Annotated in this window: 18 protein-coding genes and 1 other RNA gene; 10 read left to right on the top strand and 9 right to left on the bottom strand. The window is 54.2% G+C overall.

The window, feature by feature from the left end:
* The first annotated feature begins 38 nt into the window (after positions 1-38).
* Positions 39-665 (top strand): hypothetical protein, encoded by a 627-nt coding sequence (locus GBK04_RS27190; protein WP_152765227.1) that lies wholly within the window; start codon positions 39-41, stop codon positions 663-665.
* Positions 666-805: 140 nt separating this feature from the next.
* Positions 806-2,188 carry an FRG domain-containing protein gene (locus tag GBK04_RS27185; RefSeq protein WP_152765225.1) on the top strand — a complete coding sequence of 461 codons (1,383 nt, stop codon included), beginning with the start codon at positions 806-808 and terminating at the stop codon, positions 2,186-2,188.
* Between the two features lie 176 nt (positions 2,189-2,364).
* On the opposite strand, the gene GBK04_RS27180 is transcribed toward GBK04_RS27185, so the two are convergent.
* Together GBK04_RS27180 and GBK04_RS27175 are read right to left on the bottom strand one after the other, a co-directional pair.
* On the bottom strand, positions 2,365-2,613 hold the full coding sequence (locus GBK04_RS27180; protein ID WP_152765223.1) for a hypothetical protein: 249 nt from the start codon (positions 2,611-2,613) through the stop codon (positions 2,365-2,367).
* A 75-nt stretch (positions 2,614-2,688) separates the two neighbouring features.
* Positions 2,689-2,931 carry a hypothetical protein gene (locus GBK04_RS27175; protein WP_152765221.1) on the bottom strand — a complete coding sequence of 81 codons (243 nt, stop codon included), beginning with the start codon at positions 2,929-2,931 and terminating at the stop codon, positions 2,689-2,691.
* Positions 2,932-3,205: 274 nt separating this feature from the next.
* On the opposite strand from GBK04_RS27175, the gene GBK04_RS27170 reads away from it, so the two are divergent.
* The 7 genes from GBK04_RS27170 (at position 3,206) to GBK04_RS27140 (ending at position 12,219) form a co-directional block, all read left to right on the top strand.
* The gene (locus GBK04_RS27170) at positions 3,206-6,685 is read left to right on the top strand and encodes a phage tail tape measure protein (RefSeq protein ID WP_152765219.1); all 3,480 of its coding nucleotides are present in this window, start codon (positions 3,206-3,208) and stop codon (positions 6,683-6,685) included.
* 118 nt (positions 6,686-6,803) lie between these two features.
* Positions 6,804-7,130 (top strand): hypothetical protein, encoded by a 327-nt coding sequence (locus GBK04_RS27165; RefSeq protein WP_152765217.1) that lies wholly within the window; start codon positions 6,804-6,806, stop codon positions 7,128-7,130.
* Between the two features lie 40 nt (positions 7,131-7,170).
* Positions 7,171-8,616, top strand: a complete 1,446-nt coding sequence (locus GBK04_RS27160; RefSeq protein WP_152765215.1) for a hypothetical protein — start codon at positions 7,171-7,173, stop codon at positions 8,614-8,616.
* A 74-nt stretch (positions 8,617-8,690) separates the two neighbouring features.
* Positions 8,691-10,886: a hypothetical protein gene (locus GBK04_RS27155; RefSeq protein ID WP_152765213.1), complete on the top strand. Its 2,196-nt coding sequence runs from the start codon at positions 8,691-8,693 to the stop codon at positions 10,884-10,886.
* Positions 10,883-11,308 (top strand): hypothetical protein, encoded by a 426-nt coding sequence (locus GBK04_RS27150; RefSeq protein ID WP_152765211.1) that lies wholly within the window; start codon positions 10,883-10,885, stop codon positions 11,306-11,308. Before GBK04_RS27155 ends, GBK04_RS27150 begins: the two co-directional genes overlap by 4 nt.
* Positions 11,305-11,661 carry a hypothetical protein gene (locus GBK04_RS27145; protein WP_152765209.1) on the top strand — a complete coding sequence of 119 codons (357 nt, stop codon included), beginning with the start codon at positions 11,305-11,307 and terminating at the stop codon, positions 11,659-11,661. Before GBK04_RS27150 ends, GBK04_RS27145 begins: the two co-directional genes overlap by 4 nt.
* Positions 11,662-11,739: 78 nt before the next feature.
* Entirely contained in the window at positions 11,740-12,219 is a 480-nt protein-coding gene (locus tag GBK04_RS27140; protein WP_152765207.1) for a DUF5675 family protein, read from the top strand.
* A 1-nt stretch (position 12,220) separates the two neighbouring features.
* Here the strand turns inward: GBK04_RS27140 and GBK04_RS27135 are convergent, their stop codons facing one another.
* The 6 genes from GBK04_RS27135 to GBK04_RS27110 all read right to left on the bottom strand — a co-directional run bounded on the left by GBK04_RS27135 (position 12,221) and on the right by GBK04_RS27110 (position 21,537).
* Positions 12,221-13,393 carry a tyrosine-type recombinase/integrase gene (locus GBK04_RS27135; RefSeq protein WP_152765205.1) on the bottom strand — a complete coding sequence of 391 codons (1,173 nt, stop codon included), beginning with the start codon at positions 13,391-13,393 and terminating at the stop codon, positions 12,221-12,223.
* A gap of 105 nt (positions 13,394-13,498) precedes the next feature.
* Positions 13,499-13,870, bottom strand: a transfer-messenger RNA (tmRNA) gene (gene ssrA, locus GBK04_RS27130).
* Between the two features lie 168 nt (positions 13,871-14,038).
* Positions 14,039-16,378, bottom strand: coding sequence for a TonB-dependent receptor (locus tag GBK04_RS27125; protein ID WP_152765203.1), 2,340 nt, complete (start codon positions 16,376-16,378; stop codon positions 14,039-14,041).
* A 117-nt stretch (positions 16,379-16,495) separates the two neighbouring features.
* On the bottom strand, positions 16,496-17,914 hold the full coding sequence (locus GBK04_RS27120) for a TolC family protein (protein WP_152765201.1): 1,419 nt from the start codon (positions 17,912-17,914) through the stop codon (positions 16,496-16,498).
* Positions 17,914-19,284 (bottom strand): HlyD family secretion protein, encoded by a 1,371-nt coding sequence (locus GBK04_RS27115; protein WP_152765199.1) that lies wholly within the window; start codon positions 19,282-19,284, stop codon positions 17,914-17,916. The genes GBK04_RS27120 and GBK04_RS27115 overlap by 1 nt, the downstream gene beginning before the upstream one ends.
* Before the next feature lie 63 nt (positions 19,285-19,347).
* Positions 19,348-21,537 carry a peptidase domain-containing ABC transporter gene (locus tag GBK04_RS27110; RefSeq protein ID WP_152765197.1) on the bottom strand — a complete coding sequence of 730 codons (2,190 nt, stop codon included), beginning with the start codon at positions 21,535-21,537 and terminating at the stop codon, positions 19,348-19,350.
* 221 nt (positions 21,538-21,758) lie between these two features.
* Between GBK04_RS27110 and hemF the strand changes: the two genes are divergently transcribed.
* Complete coding sequence (gene hemF / locus GBK04_RS27105) at positions 21,759-22,673, top strand: oxygen-dependent coproporphyrinogen oxidase (RefSeq protein WP_152765195.1); 915 nt, start codon at positions 21,759-21,761, stop codon at positions 22,671-22,673.
* Between the two features lie 5 nt (positions 22,674-22,678).
* Here hemF and GBK04_RS27100 read toward each other — a convergent pair whose 3' ends face one another.
* The gene (locus tag GBK04_RS27100) at positions 22,679-23,782 is read right to left on the bottom strand and encodes an o-succinylbenzoate synthase (RefSeq protein ID WP_152765194.1); all 1,104 of its coding nucleotides are present in this window, start codon (positions 23,780-23,782) and stop codon (positions 22,679-22,681) included.
* Between the last annotated feature and the right edge of the window lie 8 nt (positions 23,783-23,790).

Below are 23,790 nucleotides of genomic sequence, written 5' to 3'. Positions count from 1 at the left end.
CACTGTCAACTGTCCACCGTCAACTGTCAACTAAAAAATTGGACGTCCAAAATGAAATCACCCAGCGCTTCGAGACCGAAGTACTGGACGTTTGCGACCGGATTTTCAGCGAGGGTGTGCGCCAGATGCGCTACGCGATGGAGAACGTGGGCCTGGTGCTGACCGAGGAGCTGAAGCGCTCGCTCTACTCCGAGCGCACCTACGTCAGCGGCCAACTGGAAGCCCAGTTCCGGATGGGCATGCGCGGCTACGGCCGCTTCAAGGACATGAAGAAAATTAACTACGCCAATTTTCCGGACGTGGATGCCCTGGTGGCGTTTGTGGAAGGCGTGGGGGTGGAGAAGTTCATCAACAACGACACGACGACCCTCGGCGGCAAATCGGTGCAGCTCTTCGTGCCGGGCTACTTCATCAATACCCGGCGACGTGTAGCGCTCACCGTGGATCGGGCCGCCACCCGCCTGGCCTACGCCATTGGTCGTGACCGCTTGATAAGAAATACCCTCAAACGGTCGAAAAACCCTTTCTACAATGTGAATAAAGGCAGTATTTATAGCGATATTGCCCGATACCTGATGGAAAAGCTACCCGCCGACATGATGCAGGCCTTGAAGGATTACTACGAGAAACCGTTTTATGGGAAGGGGGAGTGGTGGGGTGATTAGAAAATGGTCAATACCCACTTTGTATTATCGTTTAGTTGAAACCTGATGTTTAGAATAAATAAGGGAGTTTTATCCTTTGATTGTTGATCAATTTTCTTGTCAAATATTCTAATAAATAGAATTATTTAATAATCAATTTTATGATTATCTCAGAAAAACAACTACTTGAAGAAATTGATTGTTTAAGAAATAAAACACCACAATCTAGTCTCTTACTTTATAGAGGCCAAACTCAACTATACGAAAAAATGAGGTCAGGAAAAGCAAGACCTAATACTTTCGTAGTACCCGAAGTTGAGAATGGCTGGAATACTATTGTGAATAGGTTAACCAACGAAAATTCTAGAAACTCTAGATACAACCAAGCAATATTACAACACTATGGTTTTCCAACATATTATTTAGATCTAACGAGTGACCCGCTTATAGCAGCTTGGTTTGCCGTTAATGAATATACTGTTTTAAGGCCAACACTATGGATTGGGAACACCTTTCGGTTTCAAGAAGAATCTACATACACAAAACTTAAAGATGGAATAGGGTTCTTGATTATTATTGAGATACCTAATTTTAAAGAAATGATTGCAAGAAATGAATTATTTGATATATCACACGAGCAAAACTTCATTCGTCCACAGAAACAAGCTGCGTATCTAATGTTGGATCAACCACCTCGATTACCAAATCCTAATGATTATATAGCTAAAATCTTAGAAATAGATAGAAGTGCATTTGATTCATCTAAAAATATAAAGGAACTTTTTCCAAAACCAACATTAGATAATGGTTATGCAAGTTTATTGAAAGTACCTTTTGTTCAAATGCCATCTTATTATGTTAACAAGACAGAATATGGTGCAAATATTTCACAAGATGAAATTTCAATTGATTTAGATAAAAACTTAATTCTTGGAAGACGTGCAATTCATATTCCACTTTATGTAGAATATAAAATGGATCTCTCTGATTTTAGACCTAATTGGAAAGATACTGTTATATATGAGCCATCTCAGTTTCGCCTGTGGAAAACGCAAGATTTTGACCTTTCAAAAATTCATAGTGGTCAAAATGTTAATTTTAAAGACTCCGCAAAAATTACAATATCACCACTGGCATTCAATAAATTGTTTGACTACCCTTTTGAAATCGAATTGACTTGGCCAGATATAAACTCAAATAGTATATTTTTTACTAAGGCAGTCATAGATCATGACAAGATCATTGACCATGAACCTCCGTATTTAGGAGTATGGCTCTATAAGAAGGATAATCTCATTTTTGAACTTCATCTTATAGTCGATGACGAGAGAGCTGGCATACTTATAGAATTGGGTCATGTATATATATTTGAAGATGGGCAATTGGAGTATGTAAAAGTAGAGAAAGAATGTTCCTGCGGAAATCCAGAGGAACATTATGAATTATTACAAGGATTTTTAAAAATTCATTCACTAGTTAGAAAGCAAGAGGTTGCATTAATTCAAAACTCTTTTATGATTGATAAATGGTATGTACTTCTGTAAAATTACATTTGGTGCTATTCTAACTCATTTGTTCATAGTCTTCCGAAGGGAGACTGCGTACCAGAAATAGTCGGCAGTCTGTGACTGCCTCCCAAGCCAAAAGGCCCGCTGCAATAAAGCAGTGGGCCTTTTGGCTTGGTGGTGTGGCACTTTGTTAACGTGATTCCCCAGCTGACTCAGCCTACCGGGATCTGGGGGTGGTTCAGCTGGATAAAGTTCAGCTCTTCCAGGAGCCTGTCCCTGGACTCGTAGAACCATGCCCGTACAGGCTTCTCGTACCCCAGCTTGTCCCTGCTATAAAAGTAGAGCACCGACAGGTTGGAGTCAGTAAGATTGGAGGAGACGGGTTCGATCCGGACGATTTTTGATTCGTTGACGGGCGGGTTCTGATTGATCAGCATGTATTTGCTCGATATATATCCCATAGGTTCAAGGCTTTGCCACGCGTTTGCGGGGGTGGTTGGTTGTCAATTGCGTACAGCACTACTGCGGCTTCGGGCTTATCCCTGGTACACCTCGATGTGGGGATTGTTCTTTACCACTTCTGCCAGGTCAGCCCTTCTTTTCTGATCGGTGGTGTAAAACCACGACCTGAGTACCTTGCCTTCTTCTCCGTAGAACCTAAGACTCCACAAGCGCTCGTTGCGGGGGCTGGCCGGGCTTAGCTTGATTTTCCGAACACTCGACTGGATCAGGTGCCGATTATCGTACTCGGTGCGGTGTTGGCTAATGAGGACAAGCATAGGATAGTGGTTGTTTAAACCAGCGAAACCATACTGGTTAGTAAGGTTCTATACAAAACCGTTCCACCCAGGCGCGTATCCCCAGGTGCCGCTCCACACGCCGCTATACCCCATGAACCGGGATACAGGGAAAGGGATATGGCTACACTTTACCCCAGTTGTGTGTGATTTTTTGAAATTATAGGGTCATTTGCTCCACCGGCCCGAACTTTCCCGTCCAATTTTTCGAAAAAGGTACGCTGCATCTTCGTAGCGTACCTTTTTCTGTTAACGGATGCAACTCGTCGAAAACTCGGTCTGGAACCTGGACATCAACGGCAAGCCCGCCCTGAATGCTTTGGGCGAGCTGGAACAAAAACTACAAGAAACCAAGAAAGCCCAGGCCGAGCTGCAACGCGGCACGAAGGAGTGGGCCGAATCCCAAAAGGAGATCAAGGCCCTGGAAGCCGAGATCAGCCGCGTCCGCGAGACGATGGGCCAGGCGGGCATGACCGTCAAGCAGCTGGAAGGCTACGCCCGGCAGCTCGGCAAGGAGATCAAGGACCTCACGCCCGGCACCGACGAGTACATCAAAAAAACCGAGGAATTAAAGGAGGTCAACACCCGACTATCAAATGTTAGGAAAGACGTGCGCGCCGTGGCCGACGAAGCCAGCGGCTCCCAGGGCATTTGGTCCAACCTGAAAAGCTGGATCATGGGGGCCTTCGTGATGAGCGTCGTCGTGGAGGCGGGCCGCATGCTGGCGCAGTTCGTGGGCGACGCCATCGAGAACTTCAAGAAATTCGAGTCGGCTTCCCAGGAGCTCTCGGCCAACACCAAGATCACCGGCCGCGAGCTGGAATACCTCAAAGACCAGGCCAAGGAACTCGGCCCGCAGATGGGCAAGACCGGCGACGAGATGCTGGCGGCCTACCAGGCGATGGGCTCGGCCAAGAGCGACCTGACCGAGAACGCCGCCGCCCTGGCCTCGGTGACGAAGGAGGCCATTATCCTCTCCCAGGCCGGCAAGATCGACCTGGCCCCGGCCACCGAGCTGATGGCCGGGGCGCTCAACCAGTTCAACGCCCCGGCCAGTGACGCCGGGCGCTTCATCAATGCCATTGCGGCCGGCGCCCAGGTCGGCTCGGCCGAGATCGCCGACATGACCGGTGCCCTGAAAGCCTCGGGTACCGTGGCCAACGCCGCCAACGTCTCATTCGAGCAGACCAACGGCGCTTTGCAGTCGCTCTCGACGATCAACATCAAGGGCGAGCAGGCCGGCACGATGTTCCGCAACACGCTGATCAAGCTGATGTCGTCGGCCGACGAGCTGAACCCGCAGATCGTCGGGCTGGATAAGTCGCTGGAAAACCTGGCCCAGCAGAACCTGTCGACCGCCGAGCTGGCGAAACTATTCGGCACCGAGAACGTGGTGGCCGCCCAGCACCTGATGACCCACCGCGACCAGGTGGCCGAGTTCACGGCCGCGCTCACGGGTACCGACGAAGCCTACAAGATGGCGGCCATCAACAACGATACGCTGGAATTCAAGCAGAAGCAGTCGGAGGCCACCACGGCCAACCTGGGCGTGGCCCTGGGCGAAAAGCTCAGCCCCTTCATCGTGAAGGCCTACAACGCCTTCGGCGTGTTCCAGTCCGTGATGGGTGACGTCATCGAGAGCAGCACCCCGCTCTTCGACACCTTCATGATGCTCTGGGACGTGCTGGGCAGCCTGTTCGGCAGCCTGGGCAAGGTGGTGGGGGCCTTCTTCGGCCTGGACGAGAAGACCAACGGCACCAAGGTGGTCATGCAGACGCTGACCGTCGTGTTCGGCCTCGTCGGGGCGGCGGCGGCTTCCCTGGTGGCCGTGCTGCAGCTGATCATCGACGGGCTGCTGTTCCTGGACGGCAAGATCACCTTCGAGCAGCTAAGGAATAACGCCACCAATTCCTTCAACACCATCAAGGCCGGGCTGAAATCCACCTTCGTCGATCAGTTCAAGGAGGTGGAAGGCCAGGCCGTCGCCGCCCAGGCCGACCTGAGCAAAAAGCAGGGTACCGCCCGCGCCGACGAAGAGAAGAAGACCATCGACGCTATCGTCAACAACGAGGTCGATACCCACGGCAAGGGACTGACCAAAAAGGAGGAAGCCGAAAACAAGAAGCGGGCCGACAAGATCCTCAAAGAGAATGAGGCCGCCAAGCGGATCGCCGACCAGCAGATCGAGGCCACCGAGAAAGCCAACAAGGAGATCGAAAAGATGGCCATTGCGGCCATCACCGATGAGACCAAGCGCAAAGTGGCCCAGATGGCCTTTGAGTTGGAGGACAAAATAGCCACCAACCGCAAGTCCAAGGCCGACGACCTGGTCAAACTCAACTACGAGATCGCCCTGCGCGAGAAGTTCAAGACCGACACCGAGAAGCTGGAAGCCGACGCCCGCGCCAAGGCCGTGGCCGAAGAGAAGAAAAAGCTCGACGAAATCAGTAAACTGGAAGAAGCCGCCCGCACCGAGCGACAGAACCGCGAGTACGCCACCAGCAAGGCCGTCATCGAGAATGCCCTGAGCAACGAGCGCCTGAGCATCAGCCAGCGCCAGAAACTCAAACTGGACCTGATCGACCTCGAACACCGCCACGAGATCCAGCGCATCGAGGACACCGCCGCCAAAGAGCGTGCCAAGGCCCTCGAGACCAGTAACCAGCTCATCAAGCTGGCCGGCGACGACTCGGCCAAAAAGAAGCAGATCCTCGATGAGCTCGACGCCACCACGCGCGGCATCGACGCCAAGCTGCTGGCCGACAAAACGGCTGCCAATACCAAGCACAACGCCGACACCAAGGCCGCCGAGCAACAGAGCCTGGCCGAGCGGAAGGCCAACCAGGAGAACTTCTTCAGCGCCATCAAGGCCCTGATGACCGGCGACCTGACCACCTTCATGGACTACCTCAGTAAGAAGCTGGCCAGCGAGAAGGCGATGAACAACGAGCGCCTGCAGAACTGGACGGAGAAGGGGCTGGAAATCCTGAACGGGGTGAAGGGCATCCTGGAACTGATGAGCGTGGCCAACGAGGAGTACCTCAAGGTGCAGATCGGCCGCAACAACCGCGAGCGCGACGACAAGATCAGGAAACTCCAACAGCAGTACGAGAAGGGGCTGATCGACAAGGTGACCTACGAGACCGGCGTGGCCAACATCAACACCCAGGCCGACGCCAAGGAGAAGGAGCTGAAGATGAAGGCCTGGCGGCGCGACCAGGCCGGGCAGATCACGATGGCCGTCATCAACGGCGCGGCCGCCGCCCTCAAATCGCTGGCGACCATGGGCTGGCCCCTGGGCCTGGTGGGTGTGGCGGCCGCCGCGGCCAGCACCATCGCGCAGATCGCCATCATCAAGGCCCAGGCTCCGCCCACCTTCGCCCGGGGTGGCTACCTGCGCAACGGCGGCGTGCCCGACGGCCCCCGCCACGGCAGCCAGTACGGCCAGTCGGGCATCGCCCTCACCCGGCGCGACACGGGCGAGGAAGTCGGCGAGATGGAGGGTGGCGAGCCGGTGATGATCCTGAGCCGCAACACCTACAAGAACAACGGCCGCATCATCGACAAGCTGCTCGACAGCTCACTGCACCGCAACGGCGCGCCGGTCTTCGCCGAGCGGGGCAGCGTCTTCGGCGGGGACGGTGGCTCCTACCAGGACTACCTCGAACCCCTGCAAGGGGGCAGATGTACCTGTTCGGCAGCAAGAAGAAGAAGGCCGCGGCCGAAGCGGAGATGATGGCCATCGCCATGGAGATGGAGAACAAGAAAATGATGGAGGAGATGCAGGCCGAAATGGCCAGCTACGGGATCGGCGCGGACGGGGGCTTCGACGCCGGCGTGGACTTCGGGGCGGGGTGGACTTCGGCGACGACGCCTACAACGGCAACGACTACGCCGACATCGGGGAAGCCCAGGCCACGGTCAGCGCCACCAACGCCGAGATCGCCAAAAGCCAGAACCTGATGCAGGCCATCGTGAAGAACACCCAGATCACGGCCGAAGCGATCCGGATGCTGGCCGACATCACCAGCAGCATGTCGGGCAAGATCGACAGCCTGGTCGGGGCGACCAACAGCGTGGCGGCCGCCTCCAACCGGGCCGCCGACGCCGGCTACCAGGCCGCCGCGGCCAGCAACCGCGCGGCCGATGCCGCCGCGATGGGCAAGCAGCATGACGCTTAATTAGTGGACGGTGGACGGTTGACAGTTATCCTTTATATTAATGCAAAAGAAGATAGAATTCAGATTGGAGGGTACCCCTCTTTTCCTTGCGCCGGGTACCGGCTTTACCTTGGAACGGTATAACCCGCTGTTCGACTTCGGGCAGGTGCGCGGCTCGAAGGTCTACCGCTTCTCGGTACCGTTCTGTCCGGTCAACAACCGGCTCTTCCAGTACGCGGCCGACCCGCAGGCGGTCTGGGAGCCGCGGCCCTACTTCACCGAGCAGTACGCCGACGGCGATTTGATCGAGCGCGGCTTCACCTTCCTGGAAGGCGTCAAGCCCGCCGGCTACGAGATCAGCTTCGGCAGCAACCTGGGCGACTTCTTCGGCGACCTGCGCGACGTGCCGCTCAACGAGATCGCCTTCGGCTCGGAAGTCCTGCCCGCCGACCACAAGGACATCCTGCCCGAAAAGATTGTGGCGGGCCGGACGGTCTACACCCTGCCCACGATCTTGAACGGCACCTTCTACGGTACCATGCCGCCTGCTGGTTTCAGCGGCCAGGTCAATGCGTACAGCGCCGGCACCGGCTACCTGGCCGGCTCGCCCAAGGTACCGCACTTCAATCTGCACTGGGTATTGCGCCGCCTGGGCGAGGTGTGCGGTTTCACGCTGCGGGGCGAGTTCCTGGACGATCCCGACGCGCAGCGCCTGATCCTCTATAACACCTTCGCCCTCGATGGGCGCACCACGCTGGACTACCGCCTGCACATGCCCGCCGACCTGACGCCCCGCACCCTGCTGCTGGCCCTGACGCTGCCGCCCTTCGGCATCACGCCTTTTTTCGACGTGCAGCGCCGCATCGTCACCCTGCGCTACTCGCAGACGGTCATGGCCACGCCCACCCGCATCAACATCACCGACCGGACGCTGCCCAGCCTCTGGCCGGGCAGCCTGACCGACCGCCGCCTCGAGCTGGACTGGGAGCTGGACACCGACGACGGGCTGATGAAGACCGTCCCCGCCGCCCTGGCCAAGTACACCGCCCCCGAGCTGGCGGGCAGTACTCTCTATGGACTGAAAGGGAAATTCAGCACCCTGCTGATGGACGGCGCGACGGGCCTGCCGGCCGCCGAGCAGCAGGGCATCACCCCGCTGACGGGCCAGATGGACAAGAAGTTCAAGCCCCGCCTGCTCTACTGGCACGGCGTGGTGGGCGACGTGCCCAAGGCCGCCAGCAGCTACGGCAGCAGCTCCCTGGCGTTCGCGGGCCCCGACAACCTGCGCGAGAAGTACTGGCGGCGCTACGAGGACTTCCGGCTGGGCACCTTCCCCGTCGAGATCCAGGCCGCCCTGAGCGCCGGCGACCTGGCCCGGCTGGACTTCCACCGGCGCGCCGGCGAGGACGTGGCCGTGCACCTGCGTGGGCTGGACTACTTCGTGGCGGGCATCAAGGCAGGCCTGCCCCTGGGCGGATACAGCACGCTGAGCCTGTGGCGGCGCTGAATTCCCGTCCTATGAGCGCGCGCCGGCAAGGATGAATTTTGGGTCGAAGTTCACTCACCCAAAATTCAATTCCGATGAAAAAGCTCCTGTCCGTCCTGCTCCTGTTCGCCTTCTGCTTCCCGATGGCCCGGGGCCAGACCACCGTCACCTTTCCGCCTGGCAAGCTGGCCAGTGAGGCGTATGTCCGCTCCTACGTGGATTCGGTGCTGAAAGCCGCGCCTGTCGTGAAGCTTCCGCCCGTAATTCCTTCAACGCCCGAAGAGCCGGTGCTGCTGCCTTGCAAGGCCGGACCGGAAATCCGCTCCATCAGCAACGTCACCGAGCAATCACTGGTCGTCGTTTTCCACGGCGAAAAGGTGTTCGGGCTGGATTTCCAGATCAGCCAATCGGGTACCCCCCGGCGTACCGGCCAGATCGAACCCGAGTCCAACACGCTGACGATCGGCTACGAAACCCTTTCGCCGGGTACCTACACCCTGCGGTTGATTGGTAATACCTGCCAGGGTACCTCGGAGCCCAAAGAGTTCACGATCCCGAAATCCGTAGGAGAAACCTTACCGTCGGCTCCGACACCTATCCCCGACCGGACGCTGGGACCGCAGTATACCTACGTGGGTCGCACGGACACGACCTACCTGGATATCGTCCTGACCCCCACCGACAACGGCTACCTAATCACCGATCGGGCCAATTTTTCCCTGCGTGCGGGTTATGAGTACTGGTACGCCATCAACAATACTATAGTGAAGAGCGCCACGCCGTTAAAAGATTATGGGTATGCATCCCGCTCGGGAGTCCTGAGCATCACCAAGCACCATTTTATCAGCGGACTGGATTATTCGGCCCGCTGGAACACCTCAGAGCCCGGCAACACCTGGTACAATCCGAATGCCTCTTACAGTTGGGGACAGCGCTCCGACGTGGGCGGGCAGTCGATCATCCTACTCAACTCCGACGACGACGTCGCCGGTGATCTGGCCTGGCTGGACATCACGCCGGCCTGGTACCAGGGCGATCACACCATGAGCTGGCCCTACCGCGCGCCGGCCAACACCGTAGCGTCCGGCAAGATGCTGGGCTACAACGCCAGCGTCGCCGGAATATCTAGCAAGCTGCGCCAGAGCCGGGGCGAGACCCACATTACGGACACGAGTCTGCCCCTGTCCCAACAGCTGGGCCGCGTGGTGGGCTGTCGAGTACTCGGTATTACCACGACCACGGGTACCCGCGACTACTACCGGGCGGCCGCCGACCGCTGGCCCCTGCACGGGGCGGCGGCTTTCGAGACCAACGAAGGCGAGGTCTGGCTGCCCCACGGCTCCACCCAGGTCCGCCAGATCATGGAGCGATTGACCGAACGCTATAAGCAGGCGGGGTACCCGTATTTCCTCTCGCCCGACTACGGCGGCTACGGCTTCATCACCAAGCCGATCTGGGAGGCGGATCATCGCTGGAAATACAGCGCCAGCGGGCCGGAGCTGATCCTGAGGGACGAATATTTCCGCAGCTACGGCGGTACCATCAATACCGTGAACGTGAAAAACTACGGCAGCGATCCGGTGGACTTTGGTCGTTCGATCTACAACCGACTGTCGCACTACGAGATTATCAAGCGCGCGGGTTATAAGGCCATCGGCTTCACCTGGAATTTCCTGGAAATCTTTCAGCAGGGCTACGCGCCCGGTTTTGCCTGGCAAAACCAAATTTCTGGAAACACGGTACTGACGTCCTCGCTGGCGGTATTGCCCTACGAGGAAGCTGTGACCGATGGTTTTGTGAGCATGTGGTATGGTGATGGGCTCTGGGTGTGGGATGGCCAGAGCACCCGCAACCGGGATGCGACGACGCTGAATCTAAGCTATAACCCGGCGAAAACCACCTTGAACGGATTGAGAATCCGGCAGGACCGGACAGCTTTCGAGGGGGAGTTCCAGCCCGAGCCGGATGCTGCCCTGGATGGATTCTACGTCGGGGCCGTTACGTTGGCCGGCCAGTGCCAGGCTACCGAGGGAGGCCAGCGCCGGTACCTGCCTTTTTCCATCGATGGAAAATACTACAGTACCGAAGCCGACGGCTCGGACGTGCTGACGGCCAACCGCGAAAAGCGTGGCATCTGCCAGGTGCGGGTGAAAGGCAACCAGGCTACAGTCTTTTTTCTTGACCCCTACGCTGGCCTGGAATGGCGGAATTTCTCGGTGTCGATTGGTGGAAAAACCTTCACCGGAAAAGTATTTGGCAAGCGTCCCCACGTGGCCAACATCGCCTTATGAAAACCCTTCGCTTACTCCTGCTGCTGACCCTATTCAGCCTGCTGATCGACTGCCGTACGGTGCAGAAAGTCACTACCCGCGCCGACAGCACCGTCTACCGATCCGCCGATTCGGGCGAGCAGTGGCAGCGCGAGGTCATCCGCGAGTACCTGCCCGGTGCGGTCCACTATGACACGCTCTGGCGCTACGATACCCTGCACGTGCCGCAGATTGTCCGCGTGCCGGCTCCCTATCCCGTCCGCGAGATCATCCGCGAGTCGGCCGCCCGGCAGCAGTCCCAGACCGAAGAAAAACAAGTACAAACCGAAACCAAGGAAAAGGACGCCCATGTGCCCCTGGTGATCCAAGCGCTCCTGCTGCTGTGCGGCCTGGCGGTGTTAGGCGCCATTGGCCTAGCGGCCCTGACGCTTTTACGCAAATGAAACACCTGTTATTGGCGCAAGCCCTCGAACAAAAAGTAGTAGCCCAGGGCTTTGACCTGGCCCGCGACGTGACGCCGGCCTCGATGGCCGGCTACGCCTTCGCCGTGATCGTGCTGGTGGTGGGCCTGTACGTCTTCTTCAAGCTCTACGCCAAGGAGAAGGACTACAACAAGGAGGTCACCAAGGCTATGGGCGACTTCAACCAGAAGTCGCTGGAAGTGCTCGTGTCGGTGAAGGGCCGCCTGGACGACCAGCAGCGCATGGGCGACAACATCACCGAGATCCGCCACCACATGGACTCGCTGGGCAGCAAGTTCGACACGCTGAGCCAGAAGCTCGACCGCGTCAGCTGATGGGTTGGCTTCTGGCCACACTCCTGGCCCTCCATGCCTCACTGGCCCTTTTTATCTACCTGGCATTCAAAGACAAACATGGAAATCCTGCAAAAACGCGTCAAGCGGGGGAAGAACAGTACCCTGTCGATCCTGTACATTGATGGAGTCCGGCGCGGCTACGTCGTGGAAGACAAGGACCGCGACCTGACCTCCGACATGCCGCTGGCTGAGCTTATGACGACAAAAGTCCACGGGCAGACGGCCATCCCCACCGGCCGCTACCGGATCGGGCTGCGCGAATCGCCGACCTTCAAGCGTACCTACCCCTGGCTGTTAAATGTGCCGGGCTTCGAGTATATCTACATCCACAAGGGCAACTGGATCAAGGACACGCTGGGCTGTGTGCTGGTGGGCCTGAGCTGGGGCTACGAGGGCGGGGAGTACTGCGTGCGGCAGAGCAAGGATCTGTTCGACCCGATCTACGAGGAAATCACGGCGGCCCTGGCCCGGAAAGAAAAAGTCTGGTACACCATCGAACAGGCCTACGAGGATTCCGCTGGGAAGCTGCTGGTGTAGGCTACCCGTGATCTTTCGACGGATCTGGGAAAATATCCAGCGCGTCCTGATCCAGGAATAGGCCAAGATCCCGCAGGTAAATATCCGTGGTGCTGATGTCCTTATGTCGGCACTGCACCTGTACCAGTTTGATATCCTTCGTGGCCAGATAGAGCGAGATCACTCCTGTATGCTTCCAGCCGTACAAGTCGTACTCCTGGTCGGTAAACCCGGCCTTGACCAATATCTTCCGGTTGTGCGCATAGAAATAACGCTCATTGACGGGTTCCGGGCCCGGCTTGCCATCGGTCGAGAAGATGTAGTAGCCGGGTGGGTAGGAGCGGAGCTTGTACTCCTCAATAAGTGCTTCCAGTCCTGCCGGAATCCTGACGTGTTCGGTTTCGTTATTCTTGGCCAGGTCGCCCGGTACGATGATCGTCTTTTTCTTGATGTGTCGGATTTGCAAATTACGGGCTTCGGCCCCCGGCCTGAGAAAACAGTAATAGATGAAATTGACAAAAAGCCACAGCTGCTCATCCTGCTCGACGTGCAGGCAAATCCGCTTGAACTCCCGCACCTGCCAGGGCTGGTAGGGGATATGCTGGCTTCGTCCCCCCTTGCGCTTGGGGATTTTTAAAAAGGGATTCTCGTCGATGATTTGCCGCTCGATCAGGTGCGCCCACATGCCCCGCAGGGTACCGATGAAATTACTGTAGGTTTTTTTAGCGATCCGTTTCTGATCCAGGAAATCGGAAAACGCCCAGGCGTCCTGTAAGTCGAAATCGACTAAGGGGATTTTATCAATTTGCTCCAACTCCAACCAGCTCAGGAAAACCTTCAGATCCTTTTTATAGGTCTTCATCGTATTCCTGCCTACCGTGGCACTTTTGCTTTGGAGGAAAAAATCTACGGCTTTTCTCAGCTCCATCGTGGGCCTGATCTCCGGTTCCACGATAGGGATGGGCTCGACGATAGCGCCCGCCCTCAGTTCGGTATTGATGGCCTCAATGATGATCTTGGCCTGGGCATACCGCTCTTTGGCGGTGGGGTGATTGATCGTGACCCGCTTCCGGACCAGCTTCCCCTGCTGCTGCGACCAGGCGTAGTAATTGATGTACCATTTTTTCGCCAGGTCGCCGTTTGCATCGGAAAGCACGGCTTCACGAAATGGGTATTTTTCAAGATTTTTAGGCATGGAAAGGCCCGTTTTTTCAATCAGTAACTGGCACGAAATTGGCACCAAGGGTGTTTTCTGATGCCAAAAATGGCTCGAAGTGCTTGACTTCGAGCCATTTAGGGTTGGTGGAGACGGAGGGATTCGAACCCTCGTCCAGAACAGGGGAACCCTGTGCTTTCTACATGTTTAGCTTTGATTCGGTTTTCGTGCCGGACAAGGTTCAAATCAGACCTTCATCGCGACCTTAGATACTGGTGTCTCACTGGTTTTTCGTATCACTATTCCAGCCAGCGCTGCGTTTCGACACCCCTGAATCCACCCGGCAGCACGTAGGGTGGAGGGATGATGGCAAATTGTCTAATCTATCAGATTAGGCAGCCATGGCGTAGTTATACTCGCCGTGTATTGTTTGAAAGGCATTGGTTACGGAAGGTACCCTCAACTCCCGACATGCTTACACAAACCTCCAACCCGCTGTCAAAACCAGTCGCCCCCCAAGATTATTTGGAACGAGAAGTGAGGAGGAATACTCACTTCCAGATAAGTCTTACAAAATTCATCCAGGAAAAGTTCATGGAATAGGCTGATGGCCTATGGCTGTTGGTAAAAAGGTTTCTATGTTGTTAATAAATAGATCTTTACAAAATTTAATTTTCAAGGGTACTAAAACTCCCATCGGTAGCTCAGAATAGGAATCAGACCCAGTTGATACTTTTTAACGAGCTGGCGTTGCAGAATGTCATAATAACTGTACGCTTCGTTTTGGGTACCGCTGATATTCTGGATGTCCAGGGCGAGGGTACGGCTATATCCCGGGTGGTTTTTCTTCCAATAAATACGGAGATCAGGCCGAAAATAATCCCTCATTTTAAGACTAAACGCATCTTTCAGGGCATAGACGGTGGTACCCTGCTCCCGGGAGGCATCCACGTTGATGGGGGTGTCACGAAAACCGCCCATCCACAGTATCCTTGCATTCAAACCCCAGCTACCGTTTTTCTGCGTTTTGAGCTCGCGGCCGGTAGTGAGGCTGAACGTATGGTTTCCGTTGTAGCGGGTACTTCGTCGCATGCCATCCCCTGCCACGTAGGTGGAGTTATAGAGCGAACCTGATACCAGCAGATAAAAATCGTGGGTCAGGTACTTCTGATAGCTGGCTTCTATCCCGTAATTGCGGCCTGTTCCAGAATTTTGGAGGGGTAGATGCACAAATCCTTCCACCAGATTCAGCGTCGAGAACGTCGGTAGGGGACGCTCAACGAGTGTGGGATCGCCGGCAAAAACGGGTACATCGAAGATATTTTGCAAGTACGCCTCTACTTTCAGATTGGCCGAACTACTGAAATTCCGCTGATAGCCCACGACGAAATGGTGCGCGCGGGTAGGGGCCAGTTTCCGGTTGGGTTGAGGGTCCTGGCCCTTGCCGACTTGAATTACCGAAAGATAAACCGCTGGCTGCTGCAATTGACTGTGCAGACCGTAGGAGAAACTGAAAGACTGCATGGCATTCGCCTGGAAACGAAGGGCTGCTCGGGGTTCCAGAGATTGGGTGCCATTGTAGGTATAATGCAGATAATGCAGGCCAATGTCGGCCGTAAGCCGCGGGACAGGCTTCCACTGCCACGACAGGTAGGGTTGCACGATGAGGCCCTGAAGTCTGCCCTCCGAAACCTCGTCCCGGATAATCGATTTTACACTGTCCGCCTGGTAAGTAAGAAAAGCTCCCGCTTTAATTAAATGGCTGGCGTTGAATCTGTGACTAAGGGAGGTGGTGAAAGACAGTCGGGTTTTGGTATTGGCATCCTGTTCAGTCAGGAACCGGTTGTCGGTATTGGACATCGAATGCATGTAGCCCGTCCGGGAATTTTCCAAGGCAGAGGCTACCAGTACCGTTTTCAAGGCGGTTTTTGCACCTAACTGAATTGAATGGGTTATACCGAGGGCTCCCATTTTACTTTTAAAATCAATATCGTATCCATCTTTCTGATAGACCCATTCGCTGGTGTCGCGGCTGGCTTTGAATATATTACTACTCATACCCCCCATGCCAAAGACGGTAAAATCTCCGCCTTTTTGGGTAGGCAGTGAAATATTGAAAGACAAATCCTGGTAGCTGATGTCTTCACCACCGAAACTCACCCCCAATGCCGCTAGCAGTCCGGTGAACGAGTAGCGGTAATTGACCAGGTAGGAAGCCTTTGATTTTTTGGAAAAGGGCCCTTCGGCGGCCAGGTCGAAACCAATGAGTCCGGCCTGGGCGGTAAACTCGGTTTTTTCGTTGTTACCCTGCCGGAGACGCATATCCAGCACCCCCGACAAAGCATTTCCGTATTCGGCGGGGAATGCTCCTGATAGAAAATATGAATCGGACAGCAACTGGGTACTCAAGATATTGACTCCCCCACCCGTTTGGGTGGCGCGGTCGCTGAAGGTACCGGCATTGGACGTATGATTGGGGTTCACAATTTCGACGCCTTCCAGCCGCCACTGCATTCCGTTGGGCGAGTTCCCTCGAATCACCAGCCCGTTGGCCTGATCATTGGAGGTGGCCACGCCGGGGAAGGAGGTAGTCAGTCGGGCGGGGTCGAGGTAGGTTGCGGCGTACCGCAGAGTCTGCTCGGTCGTAATGGTCTGGATGCTGTTGAAGGCGATCGGGCGGGTGCTGCGCACAATGGCTTCCTCCAGCTGACGCCCCGCCTGGCTAAGGCCGACTAATACTACCTTTTCCTTGCCTGACTCCAGCAGTAGCTCAGGGAGAGCGACTGTTTCGTATCCGAGGTACGTTATTTTTAGATTATAACGTCCGACCGAAAGCTGGTCGAATCGGAAATTTCCTTCAGTATCGGTTAAGGTACCCTGGTCGCTCCCCATGATCTGAATAGAAGCTCCAGCCAGAGGTTTGCCGGTATCCGAGTCTTTCACAGTACCGCGCAGGGTAGAAGTGAGCGGTTGGGAAAAAGCCGTAGTGGCGGTGACGAAAATAATCAATAGAATTCTTAACATAGGTACTCGTTCAGGATGGATTGCGCGAAGATACGGGCAAATCGGGAATGGGTTAGTCCCCCTACCAAAGCTCATCAAAAAAAAGACACCCAAGGGGTACCTTCACTGCCAATCCAATCAAAACGTATCCCAACTACTTACACCCGATGCAAATAGCAAAACCGCCAGGGCTTTTTCGTATTTGGCACGCAGCGACTCGATTTTGACCTTGAATTCGTTAAGTTTTGATTCCCGGCTATTAACCAGAAAAAGCGAGCTTTCACCCAGCTCAAATTTTTGTAATTCAAGCCTGAGGAGTATTTCCTGATTCTGAAGGGATCTGGTTTGCGTCAGAATCTGAGCTTCCAGATTTTTGACATCATTGAAGGCAGCGGCTATTTCATTGGCTATCTCCCGTTGTACCTGCTTCTGCTCTAACTCATTTTGCATCTGCTTGATCCGGATTTGCTGCAATTTTCCCCGTTCTTTCCTTAGGAAGATGGGAAAGTAGAGATCCACCATGAATTTATAGTTATTGCTCAGGTTGAACAGACCCGTATTGCTTTCGGTGCCGTTCAGTGAAAGACCTTTGTACAACGTAGCAGCTTGTAGATTCACGGTAGGTTTCAGCATTTCGCGGCCGAGTCGTTCATCGAGCCGAAGCTGCTGACTCTTGGCCTCAAATTTGAGAAGTTCAGGATGGCGCTGTCGTGCCATGCGCAGCAGGGTGTCGAGTTCTCCTGCACTGATAATTCGTCCAGCCGTACCTTGCGGAATGGCTGCTTCGGGTAGCTCTCGGGGTAGTTGGTCCTGTCCCCACAGGTGATTGGAAAGCAGCAGCCGGGCATTGCGGAGTTCCAGTTCCGACTGCTGGAGCATCACCTGACGGTCCTGCAATGTGACAAGAGCCTCCACGGTATCGATGGCAGCGGCCTCGCCCAACTGGGTACGTTGACGGACGGCGCGGTACCTAGTGTCGGCCAATTTATAGAATTCAGCGGACAACGCATATTGGCGGTAGGAGAAGTACCAATTCCAGTAGTCTTTGGCGGCGGTCAGGACAATCTTGTTAATCATTTTGACCCGCTCTGCATCGGCCACGTCCTGAAACAGGCGGGCCTGCCGGAGCGTTGTCCGGCGATTGTCGATGAACAGCCCCTGCCCGATGGGGACGGTCAGGCCTATGTAAGAGATGCCTTCGGGTCCGGTGCGGATATCGTCGCTGAGAGTCTCGCCTACGTTGCGGTCGTAGCCGAGTTTGAGATCGGCCCCTCCCAGCCAAACGGGTACTTTCAGGAAAACATCGCCCCGGTTGAAGTACTCCTTGGCCTTGTACACTTTGCGGTCAAATGAGCCTTCGAGTTTGGGGTCGAAGCCACCCCTGGCGATCAGCAGTTCCCGCTGGGCTGATTCCGTGATCAATCCGCTGAGTTTGATCACAGGGTGGTGGGCCACAATCTGTTCGTAATAGGTCTGGTAGGTAAAAACCAGGGAATCCTGGCCCCAGGCGGTATGGACCCAGAAAAACAAGAGGATGAATTTACTGGCCGTTTTCATTATTTTTTCTTTCCATCTGCCGAAGACTTGGTCGTTATTTTGTCAATCTCACTTTGGTTAAGATTGGGAGGGAAACCGTTCAATTGCCGCCAGATCTCGTACCAGATGGGTACGTCGGAGAGCATCACCCAGCCATAAACCCCTGACCCCTGACGGATGGCGGCAGGCCATTCCTCGCCGGGTTTGGGTCGTACCAGCAAGCGGAACTTACCGTTGGCACTCCCGATGCGGTCTATGACGGCCACTTTTCCACCAAAGGTACCCACTGAAATACCCGGCCAGCCCGCAAATTGCAAAGCGGGCCAACCGTCGAATTCCAATCTCACCTCGCGACCTGGTGAGACCAGGGCTACATCCATTGGATTTACGTAGAGTTCCACGGCTATTGCGGGGTTTTCTGGCTGGAGCGTCGCGATGGTTTCGCCTTCTTTGATGGTTTCGCCGAGCCCCGCCTTCATCGCGCGCACCACATAGCCCGACTGGGGCGCCCTGACCACATAATTTCCCTGTCGAATCGCCACACTGGCGTATTTGTTTTGCAGCTTAGATAATTCAGACGCTGCTTCGGCCTGACTTGAAATAGCCGAACTACGGTCAGAACGGGCTTTAGCCAATTTCTCCCGATACTCGGCCTGCAATGACCCCAGTTCGATCCGGGCATTGAGGAGTTCCTGGCGTGCTATATCGAGTTTGTTTTGTTGCGAAACTACCTTCGCTGCTTCTTCCTGAGCTTTCAAGCGCCTCGATTCTAAATCGGTGAGAGAAAAAAGACCCGATTTGTAGCCCTCTTCGTAGCGGCCTAGCCGGTTTTTTGTGATTTCGTAATTAATCTTCACCGCCACCAAATCGGTGCTATCGCTAACTACCTTCATCTGCGACTGTTTAAGTTTATTCCGGGCTTTGTTCAGGCTCAGACCCAGAGCATCTTCCAAGGCAACCAACTGCTGACCGAGGGCGGCTACTTTGTTTTCATAACCCGTTATGCCCTGTTTCTTGGCTTCAATCTGTTCCTGTATCCGGGGAAGTACCTGGGGATCGATGTACTCGTCTTTCGTTTCGGAGAGGATGGCCAATGTGTCCCCGGCTTTGACATAATCACCTTCCTGCACATACCAGGCCTCGATGCGGCCTCCCACGATGTTCTGGACAGTCTGGGGCCGATCCTGGGTAGAAAGCGCCGTGACGCTGCCCGTGCCCGAAATGTTCTGCTGCCAGGGTAGGAAGAGGATCACGACCAGCATCAGGATTATCCCCTGCATCCAGCGGGCAAACCGGCGGGCGGTTTTGGGCGTGGACAAGGTACCCAATGCGTGCAGTTGGTACTTGTCCACCATTTCGTCGTTGACTCGGTTTCGGGAGATGTTGAGCATCTTGATTCAGTAGGATTTTGTTGAAAAAACCGGAAGTTCTATCAGTTCAGTCGATTCAACATTTCATTCAAAATGGGCTACGAAAACCGGGTTCGCTTTCACCCTATCGTATGGGCCGGTTGCAACGATTGTGCCGGCATCCATAATCAGGATGCGATCACACTGTTGCATAACGGCGGGATCATTGGATAACATAATCAATGACCAGGGATTATTTTTATGGGTCAGAGCTTTGGTTAGTACATGCCTTTCCCTGGGCGTTAGGCTATGCAGAAAATCATTGATCATCAGAATCTTGGGTTTTGTAACGATGCAACGGGCCAGCGTAACCCTGGCGATGAAACTCTCTGAAAACCGCCGTCCTCCCGGAAGCATGGTGGTACTGAGCCCATCGGGCAGCTTACTGATATAATCCGTAAGGTCAAGCAACTGTAATGCCCATTCCAGGTCGGCCAGGCTGATCTGATTGCGGCCCATGGTGATGTTTTCCAGAATTGATCCCTCAAAAATATCGTCCACGGCGATGTTCTGTTCGATGTAGGTACGTAAGCTTACCACATTGAGGTCACGCATGGAAATACCATTGAACGTAATACCGCCTTTGTAATCCCTGAGTAGCCCCGACAGTACGCGGATCAGGGTGTTCTTGCCCGAACCGTTGGAACCGGTAAGGCAGACGGAGTCGCCAGGTGCAAGAGAAAACGAAACGCCATTGAGGGCGGGGGAGTTGCGACCTTCGTAGTGATAGTGCAGGTCGGATACTTCCAGGTATAGCCCTTCGGTGTAATCGACAGGCGCAAAGCGGAACCCCTGTTCACGTTCCAGCGGCATGTCCGTCACGTACCCTAGTTTTTCTACGGCCGTCAGGGCGTCGAATATATTGTCAATGCTCTGAATGAGTTTTTCTACCGAATTGGTCAATAGTACAATAATGATTTCTGTTGCCACAAACTGCCCTAGTGATATCTGTCGGTCCACCACCAGGAAGGTACCTAGGATCAGCATTCCGCCAATCACCAGCGTTTTGAAAGCGACGGCATTCCAGAAGAAAATTTTAAGAATCTTGAAGTGCTTTTTGCGGTACACCAAATAGTTGTTCACCAGCCCGTCCATTTTTTCCATGGGGAGGTTTGCCGTTCCCGAAAGCTTGAAAGTATAGAGCGACCGGGCAATGTCTTCCAGCCATTGGGCTACCTTGTACTTGTACTTTGACTCCACCAAGCTGGTCTGTAAGCCTTTGGGGCCGTTGAAATAGACAATGAGGACAATGATCGTGATGGTAAGGAAACCGAAAGCGATGAAAAACGGGTGGTAAAAGGACAGCAGCATAATACCCAGCAGAATCTGCAGTACCGCCCCGGTAATATCGATCAGAATTTTTGGCAGGGATTTTTGTACGGTAAGAATATCGAAGAAGCGGTTCATCAACTCGGGCGGATAGTACCCAAGCAGGGATTCGGCCTTCACGCGCGGTATCCGGTAGGTGAACTCGAAAGCGGCTTTGGCGAAAATACGTTGCTGAAGGATTTCCACAAGGGTAATCTGAATGATCTGCATGATACCCGAAACGAGCACTCCACCGATGACCACGAACAGCAGCAGATAGACCGAGCTGAACACCATACCTCCCGAAATGAGGTTGATAAGTGCCTGAATGCCAAGAGGAAGTGAAAGGCTGATGAGCCCTATGACAATTGCGTAGAGGTAGATATATCCTATGTCTTTTTTCTCTTTGGCTAATAACCGGAAAAACCGCTGAACTGGAGACAAAGGTACCCTCGAGGCCAGCGTATTTTCGCTCACCAACGACTCCATTGGAAAGGCCGTTATGTACAGGGCTTGTCCGTTTTTGCTTTTCTGGGAGGTGTTTTGCCAAAGGTAGGGGTCACGAATCGGTGAAGCTACGTTTTGGACCTCACCAGTAGGCTGAAACGTAATACTCAGGGTGGAGCCGTCCAACTTTTTTCCCCTCAATACAGGGGTGACCCCGGTAGACGTTTTTTCAAAATACAAGATGGGGCTGTTCGCATTTTGCGCCAGGTCGGGCAAGTTGGGAGCGGGGGTATGGCTACTAATGAGGGTAAGGTCGTAGTCACGGGCCTTCGTAATCAGATCTCCGATGAATAGGGGCAGATCCTGCACACTATACTGCGTGAGATGCAATGAATCATATTGTTCGCGTTGGGGGATGTTTTTGGATTCAAAGGCCGAGGCCAGTTGTTGGCAAATGGACTGGATAAGCTGGGAATTCATGCAAGGGTAAATGAGTAGTGACCGAAAAGGGGATTAACGTTACTCGCATTCATTAACTGAATAGCGGAATGAATTGTTGTGGCTTGCCGATGAAAAAAGACCATTTTGAAACCGTGTCGTGTTTTGGGTAAGGTACCTTTCTAGGCGTGTACCTACCCTACAATTATTGTGCTCGCTGATGGAAATCGTGTATTTTTGGCCAAAAATTGTCAGCATCAATAATGGAAGTTGAAGAAATAGAATCGTTTTTTAAAACTCTACAGGATAGAATCTGCCACGCTCTGGAGGCGGAAGATGGACTTGGCCAGTTTAAAGAAGATGCCTGGGAACATCATTCCGGCGGCGGCGGACGTACCCGGCTCCTACAGGGTGGTAATGTCATCGAGAAGGGCGGCGTGAATTTTTCCAGCGTGCAGGGCGAGGTACATCCCCGGCTACGGGCACAAATGGAGCTCAATGCTACCGACGATTACCATTTTAAGGCTACGGGCGTATCGATCGTCATGCACCCGCATTCGCCCAGGGTACCTATTATCCACATGAATGTGCGGTACTTCGAACTAAGCAATGGTACCTGCTGGTTTGGCGGCGGCATCGACCTCACACCGCATTATGTGGTGGAAGAAGATGCCAAGCGTTTCCATAGGGAATTGAAAGCGGTATGCGATCGACACCACGCCGATTTCTATCCCCGGTTCAAAAACTGGGCGGATGAATATTTTTATATCCCGCACCGTAATGAGACCCGCGGGGTGGGGGGCATTTTTTTCGACTACCTCAAACCCGACCAACCGGGCAACGGCCAAAACTTGTCTAAAGAAGCGTTGTTCGATTTTGTTAAAGAAGTTGGAGAAAACTTTGCCCCGCTCTATACATATTTCATGCGCAAGCATCGAGAAGAGTCGTACGCCCAACAGGAAAAGCAGTGGCAGTACCTGCGCCGGGGCCGCTATGTGGAGTTCAATCTGGTGTGGGATCGAGGTACCAAATTTGGACTGGAAACCAACGGACGCACCGAATCCATCCTGATGAGTCTCCCGCCGCAGGCCCGCTGGGAGTACGATTTCATTCCCGAAGAGAATTCGCCGGAAGCCCAAACCCTTGCCCAGCTACGGAAGGGAATCGATTGGGTATGAACCTGCTACACAGTCCGCCACAAATTTTCGAGCGGGGATAAATCCCAGCCGGTATTCGGGTCGGCGTGCAGACAGCCGTGCTCCATGTACAGGGGGGAGGGGAAGTTGTTCTGGTAAATCTGCCCGGTACCCAATCCCTGAGGTAAGGTGGGATCAAATTGTGCCGTGAACTGTGCAATGGCATTGAGCCCCACATTGGACTCCAGCGCCGACGTAATCCACCAGCCAATCGAGAGCCTTTGCGCAATTTCGATCCATTCGCGGCATTGTTGGAAGCCGCCCAAAAGGGTAGGTTTGAGGATAATGAAAGGAGGATGGATGGATTTTAGGAGCGAAAATTTCTCCATATAGTCCATTTTGCCGATCAATTCCTCGTCCAGGGCAATGGGAATGGGTGAAGTAGCCACGAGTTCGGCCATGCGTTCGGGCTGTCCGGGCGCAATGGGTTGTTCGATGGAATGCAAAGAAAATTCCGCCAGCCGGTTCAGTTTTTCCATGGCATCATCCGCCCCAAACGCGCCGTTGGCATCCACACGCAGGGTGATTTCTTCGGGAGAGAACCGACTCCGGAGATTTTCCAGAATCCGGCATTCCCGATCGAAATCGAGCGCTCCTACTTTGAGCTTAATGGTAGTAAATGACCGGGCTATTTTATCGTCGATCTGACTTTGCATGAATTCTTCCGTACCCATCCACACCAGCCCATTGATCGGGATACCCTGTTTGTGGCGGGCAAAAGCATTGGGAAATGGCGTCCGATTGCCGCCCTGCATGAAATCGAGCAGGGCCATTTCAATGCCGAACCGGATGGAGGGAAACTGCTGGGGAATGACTTGCTCAAGAATGATCGGGAGGTTGAAAGGAAACACATCGAGTTCTAGACTATTAAATAGCTGACAAATCTCGGTTAACTTTGTTTCAAAGTCAGGTAGATCGTCGGTACTTAGTCCAGCCAGAGGCCCACATTCACCGTATCCAATGACGCCCGGCTGCTCCTGGTCTGAAACCCTGACAAACCAGGATGTTTTCGCTGTAAGCACTCCCCGTGAAGTACCGGCCGCAAAGTTGAACTGAAGGAGATAAGGCTGGTATTGGATTAGCAAAGGCATGAAAAACG

This window comes from Salmonirosea aquatica (assembly GCF_009296315.1).
Lineage (GTDB): Bacteria > Bacteroidota > Bacteroidia > Cytophagales > Spirosomataceae > Salmonirosea > Salmonirosea aquatica.
Note: the sequence above shows the minus strand (reverse complement) of the source record. Positions and strands in the feature narration are given on the sequence as shown.

What these genes read in the sequence shown, in the direction of transcription:
- GBK04_RS27185 (WP_152765225.1), top strand. Translation starts at nt 806, where the DNA reads ATGATTATCTCAGAAAAACAACTACTTGAAGAAATTGATTGTTTAAGA.
- GBK04_RS27180 (WP_152765223.1), bottom strand. Translation starts at nt 2,613, where the DNA reads ATGGGATATATATCGAGCAAATACATGCTGATCAATCAGAACCCGCCC.
- GBK04_RS27175 (WP_152765221.1), bottom strand. Translation starts at nt 2,931, where the DNA reads ATGCTTGTCCTCATTAGCCAACACCGCACCGAGTACGATAATCGGCAC.
- GBK04_RS27170 (WP_152765219.1), top strand. Translation starts at nt 3,206, where the DNA reads ATGCAACTCGTCGAAAACTCGGTCTGGAACCTGGACATCAACGGCAAG.
- GBK04_RS27160 (WP_152765215.1), top strand. Translation starts at nt 7,171, where the DNA reads ATGCAAAAGAAGATAGAATTCAGATTGGAGGGTACCCCTCTTTTCCTT.
- GBK04_RS27155 (WP_152765213.1), top strand. Translation starts at nt 8,691, where the DNA reads ATGAAAAAGCTCCTGTCCGTCCTGCTCCTGTTCGCCTTCTGCTTCCCG.
- GBK04_RS27150 (WP_152765211.1), top strand. Translation starts at nt 10,883, where the DNA reads ATGAAAACCCTTCGCTTACTCCTGCTGCTGACCCTATTCAGCCTGCTG.
- GBK04_RS27145 (WP_152765209.1), top strand. Translation starts at nt 11,305, where the DNA reads ATGAAACACCTGTTATTGGCGCAAGCCCTCGAACAAAAAGTAGTAGCC.
- GBK04_RS27140 (WP_152765207.1), top strand. Translation starts at nt 11,740, where the DNA reads ATGGAAATCCTGCAAAAACGCGTCAAGCGGGGGAAGAACAGTACCCTG.
- GBK04_RS27135 (WP_152765205.1), bottom strand. Translation starts at nt 13,393, where the DNA reads ATGCCTAAAAATCTTGAAAAATACCCATTTCGTGAAGCCGTGCTTTCC.
- GBK04_RS27125 (WP_152765203.1), bottom strand. Translation starts at nt 16,378, where the DNA reads ATGTTAAGAATTCTATTGATTATTTTCGTCACCGCCACTACGGCTTTT.
- GBK04_RS27120 (WP_152765201.1), bottom strand. Translation starts at nt 17,914, where the DNA reads ATGAAAACGGCCAGTAAATTCATCCTCTTGTTTTTCTGGGTCCATACC.
- GBK04_RS27115 (WP_152765199.1), bottom strand. Translation starts at nt 19,284, where the DNA reads ATGCTCAACATCTCCCGAAACCGAGTCAACGACGAAATGGTGGACAAG.
- GBK04_RS27110 (WP_152765197.1), bottom strand. Translation starts at nt 21,537, where the DNA reads ATGAATTCCCAGCTTATCCAGTCCATTTGCCAACAACTGGCCTCGGCC.
- hemF (WP_152765195.1), top strand. Translation starts at nt 21,759, where the DNA reads ATGGAAGTTGAAGAAATAGAATCGTTTTTTAAAACTCTACAGGATAGA.
- GBK04_RS27100 (WP_152765194.1), bottom strand. Translation starts at nt 23,782, where the DNA reads ATGCCTTTGCTAATCCAATACCAGCCTTATCTCCTTCAGTTCAACTTT.